At 73.4% G+C, this 8,930-nt stretch carries 2 protein-coding genes; both read left to right on the plus strand.

The features are described 5' to 3' along the window. A partial coding sequence (locus AB0D04_RS41365; RefSeq protein ID WP_362712571.1) for a condensation domain-containing protein occupies positions 1–3,414 on the plus strand: 3,414 nt, incomplete at its 5' end. After that, positions 3,411–8,930 (plus strand): amino acid adenylation domain-containing protein (locus AB0D04_RS41370; RefSeq protein ID WP_362712572.1); only part of this gene is annotated, 5,520 nt, incomplete at its 3' end. The genes AB0D04_RS41365 and AB0D04_RS41370, both read left to right, overlap by 4 nt.

The following is an 8,930-nucleotide window of genomic DNA, read 5'->3' on the forward strand; positions in this document are numbered from 1 at the left end:
GTGCGCTGGACCGATGACGGCCACCTCGAGTATCTGGGCCGGGTCGACCACCAGGTCAAGGTCCGCGGCTTCCGCATCGAGCTCGGCGAGATCGAATCCCAGCTGGCCGCGCACGAGCAGGTCGCCCAGGTCGCCGTCGTCGCCCGCGAGGACGGCCCCGGCTCCCACCAGCTGGTCGCCTATGTCGTGCCCGCAGAGCGGGGCGAGACGGCCCGCGACGAGGAGGGCGAGGACCGCCAGGTCGAGGAGTGGCAGACCGTCTATGACTCCCTCTACCGCGAAGAGGCCGGACAGAGCGCCGAGTTCGGCGAGAACTTCGCCGCCTGGCACAGCATCTACGACGGCGCACTGATCCCGCTGGAGCAGATGCACGAGTGGCGGTCCACGATCCTCGACCGCATCGGCGCCCTGCGCCCCCGCCGGATCCTGGAGCTCGGCGTCGGCAACGGCCTGATCCTGGCCCATCTCGCCCCGGGCAGTGAGGAGTACTGGGGCACCGACTTCTCCGCCGAGGCCATCGAGGCCCTGCGCGCCGAGGTCGAGGCCCAGCCGCAGCTGCGGGACAAGGTACGGCTGCGGGCCCAGGCCGCCGATGTCATTGACGGGCTGCCCAAGGGCCACTTCGACACCATCGTCCTCAACTCTGTGGCCCAGTACTTCCCCAACGCCGACTATCTGGTCGAGGTGCTGGACAAGGCCGTCGAACTGCTCGCCCCCGGTGGCACGGTCTTCGCCGGCGACATCCGCAATCTGCGGCTGCACCGCACCCTGTCCACCGCAGTCGAACTCCACCGCTACCAGCCGGAGAAGGGCCTGGACGCGGTGCGCCGCGCGGTGGCCCAGGCACAGGTGATGGAGAAGGAGCTGCTGGTCGACCCCGAGTTCTTCGCGGCCCTCGCCGAGCGGAACCCGGACATCGCGGGCGCCGACATCCTCGTCAAGCGCGGCACCCACCACAACGAGCTCAGCCGCCACCGCTACGACGTCGTCCTGCGCACCGCCCCCGCCGCGGGCCCGGCAGCCGGGCCCACCGAGACGGTGCTGCGCTGGGAGCTGGACGTGGCCGGGACCGAGGTGCTCGCCGAGCTGCTGCGCACCCAGCGGCCCGACGCGCTGCGGGTGACCCATGTCCCGCACCGCGGGCTGGCCGGCGAGGTCGCCGCGCTGCGCGCCCTGGACGCCGGCGAGGACGCCGACGCCGTACTGGCCGCGCTGCACCACACCGGCGGCGGCCTGGACGCCGAGGAGCTGTACGAGCTGGGCGAACGGCTGGGCTACCGCACCGCGGTCACCTGGGTGCCCGGAGCCGACGACGGCGCCATGGAGGTGCTCTTCGAGGCACCCGGCACGGACCCCGGCGGGCCGGGCACCTTGGCCGGCGCCTACCGGGCCGCCGAGCACCACGGCGCCGGCCCGGCCGCGTACACCAACAACCCCGTCGCCACCCGCGCGGTGGGCGCCCTGGTCGCCTCGCTCCGCGGCTATCTCGCCGAGCGGCTGCCCGAGTACATGGTCCCCGCGGCCTTCGTACCGCTGGAGCTGCTGCCGCTGACCCCCAGCGGCAAGCTGGACCGGCGGGCGCTGCCTGCCCCCGACTTCGGCGCCAGGTCCTCGGGCCGCCAGGCCGCAACGGACCGGGAAGCGGCCCTGTGCGAGCTGTTCGCCGAGGTGCTGGGCCTGGCCACGGTCGGCGCCGACGACAGCTTCTTCGACCTGGGCGGCGACTCCATCCTCTCCATCCAGCTGGTCTCCCGGGCCCGGCAGGCCGGCCTGGTGATCACCCCGCGCGATGTCTTCGAGCACAAGACCGTGCAGGCGCTGGCCGCCGCGGCCGGCACGCTCGAGGAAGCCGTGGTGGAGGAGGCCGGCGCCGGCATCGGCCCGGTACCGCTCACCCCGATCGCGCACTGGCTGCGCGAACGCGGCGGCCCCATCGACGGGTTCAACCAGTCGATGCTGCTCCAGGTCCCCGCCGGAATGCAGCCCGACCACCTGGCCGGCGCCCTGCAGACCGTCCTGGACCACCACGACGCACTGCGGCTGCGGCTGCACACCGCCGCCGACGCCACCTGGAGCCTGGAGGTCACCGAGCCCGGCACCGTACGCGCCGATGAGGTGCTGCGCCGCACCGACGCCACCGGTCTGGCCGGCGAGGAACTGTTCGCCGTCCTGCGCACCGAGGGCGCCCGCGCCCTGGCCGAACTCGCCCCTGCCGAGGGGCGGATGGTCCGTGCCGTCTGGTGCGACGCCGGGCCCGACCGTCCCGGCCGGCTGCTGCTGCTCCTGCACCACCTGGTCGTCGACGGCGTCTCCTGGCGCATCCTGCTGCCCGACCTCCAGGCCGCTTACGAGGCGCTGACCGCCGGCCGCACCCCTGGTCTGGAGCCCACCGGCACCTCCCTGCGCACCTGGGCCACCCGCCTGACCGCGCTGGCTGCCGAACGCCACGCCGAACTCCCGCTGTGGAAACGCGTGGTGGAGGGCGCCGACCCGTGCCTGACCGACCGGCCCTTCGACCCGGAGCACGACCTGGCCGGATCGCTGCGGCATCTGACGGTGACCCTGCCGACCGAGACCACCTCGGGCGTGCTGACCGCCGTGCCCGCGCTCTACCAGGCCGGGGTGGCCGACGTACTGCTGACCGGCCTGGCCCTGGCCGTCGCCCGGCGCCGACAGGCCGCCGGACAGAACGCGCAGGCCGGGCTGCTGCTGGACCTCGAGGGCCACGGCCGTGAGGAGTCCGTCCTCTCCGGGGTCGATATCTCCCGTACCGTCGGCTGGTTCACCAGCATGTACCCGGTGCGGCTGGGCCTGGGCCCGGTGGACCTGGACGCCGCCCTGGCCGGCGGGCCCGCCGCGGGCACCGCCCTCAAGCAGGTCAAGGAGCAGCTGCGGGCCCTGCCGGACAACGGCATCGGCTACGGCCTGCTGCGCCACCTCGACGCCGCGACCGCGGCCGAACTGACCGGCGGCGCCACCCCACAGCTCGGCTTCAACTACCTGGGACGCTATGCCACCGCCGAGGACGAGAGTCCCGCGGCGGACTGGATGCGCGCACCCGAAGGGGCCGAACTCGGCGCCTCCGGTGGCGACCCGGCCATGCGGCTCTCGCACGGCCTGGAGATCACCTGCTACACCCAGGACCGCGCGGACGGCCCCCGTCTGGTGACCACCTGGGCCTGGCCCGAGGGGCTGCTGGCCGAGACGTCCGTACGCGCTCTGGCCGACGCCTGGTTCCAGGCCCTGGCCGCCCTGGTGGCCCACGCCCAGAGCCCTGCCGCGGGCGGATTCACACCCTCGGACATCACCTTGGTGAACCTGTCCCAGGACGAGATCGACGCTTTCGAGAATGCACTGGCAGACGAGCTGGACCTCGATGCCGAGCTGGACGCCGATACGGAGACATGGTCGTGAAGAACACCAAGATCGAGGACATCCTGCCGCTCTCGCCGCTCCAGGAAGGGCTCCTCTTCCACGCCCTGTACGACGACCAGGACGGCCTCGATGTCTACACCGTCCAGCTCGTGCTGGACTTCGAGGGCTTCTTCGACACGGAGGCCATGGCCGCGGCCGTGCAGACCCTGCTGCGCCGCCACGCCAACCTCCGCGCCGGGTTCCACTCCCGCAAGTCCGGCCCGCCGGTGCAGATCGTCCGGCGCGATGTGCGCTCGCCCTGGCGGGAGATCGACCTCGGCCACGTCCCGGAGGAGGAGCGCGCGGCCGAGCTGGAGCGGATCACCCACCAGGAGCGGACCCGCCGCTTCGATGTGACCCGCCCGCCGCTGCTGCGCTTCACCCTGGTGCGCAGCGCCCCCGACTGCTGCCGACTGGTGCTGACCAACCACCACATCCTGCTGGACGGCTGGTCCATGCCGATCCTGCTGGGCGAGCTGTTCGCGCTGTACCAGAGCCACGGCGACGACAGCGCCCTGCCCGCCGTCGCCCCGTACAAGAACTATCTGCGCTGGCTGGCCCGGCAGGACCGGGACACCTCCGAGACGGCCTGGCGGCGCGCCCTGGAAGGCGTCGAGGAGCCCACCCTGCTGGCGCCCGCCGCCGAGCACACCGCCGTCATCCCCGAACATGTCCTGCTCGCCCTGCCCACCGAGCTCAGCGCGGAACTGGCCGCCCTGGGCCGCCGGCACGGCGTCACCATGAACACCTTCATCCAGGTGGCGTGGGCGGTGGTGCTGGGTGCGCTGACCGGCCGGGGCGATGTGGTCTTCGGCGGTACGGTCTCGGGCCGTCCGCCGGAGGTGCCGGGCGTCGAGACGATGGTCGGCCTGTTCATCAACACCCTCCCCGTCCGGGTGCGTCTGGACCCTGCGGAGTCGCTGCTCGACCTGGTGCAGCGGGTGCAGACGCAGCAGACCGCGCTGATGGACCACCAGCACATCGGGCTGGGCACCCTCCAGCGGCTGGCCGGCGGCGGCGAACTCTTCGACACCCTCACCGTGTTCGAGAACTATCCGGTCGATGAATCCGCCGCCGGCCCCGGTGCGGCCGACGGCACCCTGCGGATGGTGCGCGGCAAGGCCAACGACGCCACGCACTACCCCGTCACCATCGCCGGAATGCCCGGCGACCGCATCCACCTCAAGATCGGCTACCGCCCGGACATCCTCCAGCGGCGCCAGGCCCGGCAGCTCGCCGAGAGCATGCAGCAGGTCCTGGCCACCCTGGTGCACGAGCCCGGCCGCGCCGTCCAGCGGACCGAGGTGCTCGATGCCGCCGAACGCGCCCGCGTCGTGGTGGATCTGAACGACACCGGCGTGGCCTGGCCCGCCCGCTCGCTGCCAAAGACGTTCGAGGCGCAGGTCCGGCGCACCCCCGACGCCGTGGCGCTGACCTGGGACGACGGCCGGCACGAGTGGACGTACGCGGAGCTCAACGCCCGCGCCAACCGACTGGCGCACCGGCTGATCCGGGCGGGCGTGGCGTGTGAGGACCGGATCGCGGTCCTGATGGAGCGCTCCCCGGAATTCGTGGTGGCCGTGCTCGGCGTGCTGAAGGCCGGGGGCGCCTACGTCCCGCTGGACGCCCGCTATCCGGCCGCGCGCAAGGAGTTCATCCTCGCCGAGACCGGCGCCCGGGTACTGCTCACCGACGACACCACCCCCGTCGACTTCCCGCACACCGCCGAGGTCATCGACTGCCGCGAGGTGTTCGCGACGGAGCCGGCCGACGAGCACGAGGAAGCGGACCCCGGCCTGCCCGGCCACCCGGGCCAGGCGGGGTATGTGATGTTCACCTCCGGCTCCACCGGCCTGCCCAAGGGCGTTGTGGCGACGCACGAGAGCGTGGTGGCGCTGGCCAAGGACCGTCGCTTCGCGTCGGGGCACGGGCGGGTGCTGCTGCACTCCCCGCAGGCGTTCGACGCCTCCACCTACGAGCTGTGGGTGCCGCTGCTGTCCGGCGGCCGCATCGTGGTGGCCCCGCCCGGTGAGCTGGACATCGAGTCGCTGGCCGGAGCGCTGGGCTCCGGTGCGGTGGATGCCGTATTTCTGACGGCCGGGCTGTTCCGGCTGCTGGCCGAGGAGCGGCCCGAGGCGCTGGCGGCCGTGGGCCAGGTGTGGACCGGAGGCGACGCGGTCTCGCCGCAGGCGGTACGGCGGGTGCTCGACGTCTGCCCCGCGACAACGGTGGTCGACGTCTACGGGCCGACCGAGACCACGACCTTCGCCACCACCTTCGCCCTGGACTCCGCCCAGGCCGTACCGCCGACGATCCCCATCGGCCGGCCGATGGACGGCATGCGCGGCCATGTCCTGGACAGCTGGCTCAGACCGGTGCCGCTCGGCACCCCCGGCGAGCTCTACCTTGCCGGCGCGGGCCTGGCCCGCGGCTACGACGGCCTGGCGGCGCTGACGGCCGAGCGGTTCGCGGCCGATCCGTTCGCCGGGGACGGCTCGCGCATGTACCGCACGGGCGATGTGGTGCGGTGGACCCGCGACGGGCAGCTGGAGTATCTGGGCCGCGCCGATGACCAGGTGAAGGTCCGTGGTTTCCGTATCGAGCTGGGGGAGATCGAGTTCGCCCTCGCCGCCCGCGAGGCCGTTGCCCAGGCCGTCGTCGTGGTGCGCGAGGACCGGCCCGGCGACAAGCGGCTGGTCGGCTATGTCGTCCCCGCCACCGGGGCCGACGCCGACCCGGCCGCACTACGGGCCGAACTCGCCGCAGGCCTCCCGGAGTACATGGTCCCGGCCGCGGTGGTCGTCCTGGAGACGCTGCCGCTGAACGCCAACGGGAAACTGGACCGCAGGGCGCTGCCCGCACCCGAGTACGCGGGCGGGGCGGGCCGGGCCGCGACCGGCCCGCGGGAGCAGGCGCTGTGTGCGCTGTTCGCCGAGGTGCTGGGCGTCGAGGAGGTCGCCGCCGACGACTCCTTCTTCGACCTCGGCGGCGACTCCATCATGTCCATCCAGCTGGTCTCCCGCGCCCGCAAGGAAGGACTGGTCCTCACCCCGCGGCAGATCTTCGAGCTCAAGACCCCCGAGGCGCTGGCCACCACGGTCACCACCCTCGACGGGCAGCAGGCCGAGGACCCCGACGAGGGCATCGGCGAGGTGCCGCTGACGCCCGTCATCCACTGGCTCAAGGGCCGCGGCGGCCCGATCGAGCAGTTCAACCAGACGATGCTGCTCCAGGTCCCCGCCGGAATGCGCCAGGACGATCTGACCGGTGCGCTCCAGGCTGTCCTGGACCACCACGACGCGCTGCGCGCCCGGCTGGACCGCAGCGGCGACGAATGGCAGCTGACCGTGCCCACCCGCGGCGCGGTCCCGGCCGCCGGCTGTCTGCGCCGTATCGAGACCGCCCCGGCGCCCGACGGCACGGCGGACGACGAGCGGCTGATCGCCGAGGAGGCCAGGGCCGCCTGGGCCCGGCTGGCGCCCGACGACGGCGTCATGGTGCAGGCCGTGTGGTTCGACGCGGGCGCCGAGCGGCCAGGCCGGCTGCTGCTGGTCGTCCACCACCTGGTGATGGACGGCGTCTCCTGGCGCATCGTGGTGCCCGATCTGCGCGCCGCCTACGAGGCCCGGCTGGCGGGCGAGCAGCCCGCGCTGGACCCGGTCGGCACCTCGCTGCGCCGCTGGTCCCAGCGGCTGGCCGAAGAGGCGGGCACCCGCACCGGCGAACTCGCCCTGTGGCAGAGCGTCGTCCGCACCCCCGAACCCCCGCTGGGCAACCGCCCGCTGGACCCGGCCCGCGACACCGCCGCCTCCTCCACGTTCCTGCGCACCCAAGTGCCGGCCCGCACCACGCAGGCCCTGCTCACCTCGGTGCCCGCCGCCTTCCACGCGGGCGTGGGCGATGTCCTGCTGACCGGCCTCGCCCTGGCCGTCGCCGAATGGCGGCGGGCACGCGGCACCGCGGAGGGCATCGGCACCGCGGTCCTGGTCGATCTCGAGGGCCACGGCCGCGAGGACCTCTTCCCCGGCGTCGACACCTCCCGCACCGTGGGCTGGTTCACCGATGTCCACCCGGCCCGGCTCGACGCCGGCGCCGAGGACCCGGACGAGATCCGGGCCGGCGGGCCCGCCGTGGGCCGCGCCGTCAAGCGGGTCAAGGAGCAGTTGCGGGCGTTGCCGGACAACGGCATCGGCTATGGCCTGCTGCGTTACCTCAACCCGGAGACCGCCGCCGCCCTCGCGGACGGCGCCACCCCGCAGATCGGCTTCAACTACCTGGGCCGCTTCCCCGGTTCGCAGAGGGGCGAGGGGGCCGGCGCCGAGGACTGGGCGACGGCGCCCGGCGCGGCCGCGCTCGGCGGCGGCGCCGACGAGGCCATGCCGCTGGCCCACGCCCTCGAGATCAACGCCCTCACCACGGACGACGCCGACGGCCCGGTCATGTCGGTCACCTGGTCCTGGCCCGCCGGTCTGCTCGACGAGGCGGACGTACAGGACCTGGCGGACGGCTGGGCCGCCGCCCTCGAAGGGCTCACCGACCACGCCGCACGCGCCAGCACCGGCGGGCTCACCCCCTCCGACCTGCCGCTGGTCTCCCTCACCCAGGCCGAGATCGACCGCCTGGAGAGCGCCGCGGACACCGCCGTCACCGACATCCTGCCGCTCTCCCCGCTCCAGGAGGGCTTCCTCTTCCACTCCCTGTACGACCAGGACGGACCGGACGCGTACCACGTCCAGTTCGTCTTCCACCTCGAAGGCGCCGTGGACGGCAAGCGGCTGCACACCGCCGCGCGCGCCCTGCTGCGCCGCCACGACAATCTGCGCGCCGCCTTCCGCAGCGAGGGCCTGGGCGAACCCGTCCAGGTCATCCCCGCCGATGTCACCGTGCCCTGGACCGAGATCGACCTCGGCGGCCTGGACGACGACCAGCAGACGGCGGAGCTGGAGCGGCTGATCGAGGAGGACCGCGGCCGCCGCTTCGACCTGGCCGAGTCGCCGCTGATCCGCTTCACCCTGATCCGGCTGGACGACCGGCGCTGCCGGCTGGTGATGGCCAACCACCACATCCTCATGGACGGCTGGTCCATGCCGCTGCTGGTCGCCGAACTCTTCGAACTGTACGAGCGGGCGGGCGACGCCGACGGCCTGCCGAAGGTCACCCCGTACCGCGAGTATCTGTCCTGGCTGGCCGGCCAGGACCGGGAGGCCTCCCGGACCGCCTGGCGCCGCGTCCTGGACGGCGTCGAGGAGGCCACGCTCGTCGCGCCCGCCACCCACGGCCGCACCCCGCTCGCGGCCGAGCGACTCACCCGCGCCCTCCCCGCCGACCTGGGACGCGACCTGGAGACCCTTGCCCGCAGCCACGGTCTGACGATGAACACCGTCATCCAGACCGCCTGGGCGATCGTGCTGGGCGCGCTGACCGGCCGGGACGATGTGGTCTTCGGCGGTACGGTCTCGGGCCGTCCGCCGGAGGTGCCGGGCGTCGAGACGATGGTCGGCCTGTTCATCAACACC

This window comes from Streptomyces sp. NPDC048483 (assembly GCF_040651455.1).
Classification (GTDB): Bacteria; Actinomycetota; Actinomycetes; order Streptomycetales; family Streptomycetaceae; genus Streptomyces.